Here is a 1,333-nt window from a genome sequence, read left to right as displayed (position 1 = left end):
CGCGTGCAGCAGCGCACGCGCCTGCGGCCCACGATCGGCCGCGGAAAGATCAATGATCGGAAGCTGCTGATACGGCTGATCCGAGGGGATGGTCTGATCCGAGGGGTTCATCGCCACGTTCGGGTTCGTCATGGTGTGCGTCCGCATGGGTTACGGGCCCGGGGCAGCCGCCGAGGGTGGGGCGGGGGCCACAGGTGCCAGGTGAAAGAGCCAAAGGGGGCTGAGGTCAGGCAGAAAGCCGACAGCCCATGCTCGTGACGCGCACGTAGTCCACGTGACGGCGTCGAACGAGCATCGGAAGCATGGCGCAAGAGTACTCCGGCTCGCCCAACACGCCAGTGCCGCACCTCACAAACCTGCGAAACGCAGACGACCCGCGAACTCTGGTTCCCTCCGAGGAGGGAGCCGGCCGGACTTACCGGCGAGCTCGCGGGTCGGGTGACTGCTGAGATTGGGCCGGCCGCACGCTCATCTCACGCGCTGGTCCGGCACCGCACTGAATGTGGTGACGGGCCGCTAGCCCGCAGCCACCTCGCTGGTCCGGGTTTCAGACATGTACCCGATCACCTCCTTTCGGCGTGCGACACACATTAGGAACCGGATCCGCATCCCTCAACCGGTTTTTCTGGACGGCGACGGTCCGGAGTCGTACGACCACTGTTGTCGACCCGGCGGCGGCCCCGGCGGCNNCCGCCGCAAGACGGACCCGCTGATCGATCCGTACGCCGACGTGCCCCCACACAACGATTTCCTCAATCTTGTGGGAACCAGATGTGGGCTGCGTCACGTTCGAGTTGAATGATTCCTAGTGAGTGATTCGTAGTGAGTGAAGTGAGTGATCAGACGCGCGGGCACACCGCGCAGGACACGCCGACACGGCCTGCAGGGGGTGCCAGGTGAGTGCTTCGCGGCGTAGTGGGACCACGGACGAGCTCGGGCCGCAGGAGCCCGAGCGGGACGGGGCCGATCTGCTCGCCGNNGGGCCGTACGGCCCGCGGACGCCGAGGAGGTCGAGGGCCGGCTGCTCTCCGCGATGCAGGCGCCCGGGCGGCAGGTCCATGAGTTCGCGCTGCTCACCAAGGACGGCGGCCGGGTGCTCGTACGGACCCAGTCGGCCGCGGTGCCGGGGCCCGACGGGAAGCCGGCCGGGGTGTACTGCGCCTTCAGCGAGGTGCACGCGCAGATCGATCTGGAGCGGTCGATCGCGCTGAGCGAGGCACTGTTCGACGACGCCTCCTGGGGTGTCGTGCTCGTCGACGCCGATCTGCGGCCCGCCGTCGTCAACGCGCACGCGGCGCGCGCGTTCGGCGCGGGGCGTACGGCCGTATTGGGG

1 pseudogene is annotated in these 1,333 nt (G+C 68.2%); it reads left to right on the top strand.

The annotated features are described in order from the left end of the window. Window positions 1-980: 980 nt before the first annotated feature. A pseudogene (locus AOK17_RS53020) lies at window positions 981-1,333 on the top strand (diguanylate cyclase); the annotation flags it as partial.

The organism is Streptomyces phaeochromogenes, from assembly GCF_001418655.1.
GTDB lineage: Bacteria > Actinomycetota > Actinomycetes > Streptomycetales > Streptomycetaceae > Streptomyces > Streptomyces phaeochromogenes.
Note: the sequence above shows the minus strand (reverse complement) of the source record. Positions and strands in the feature narration are given on the sequence as shown.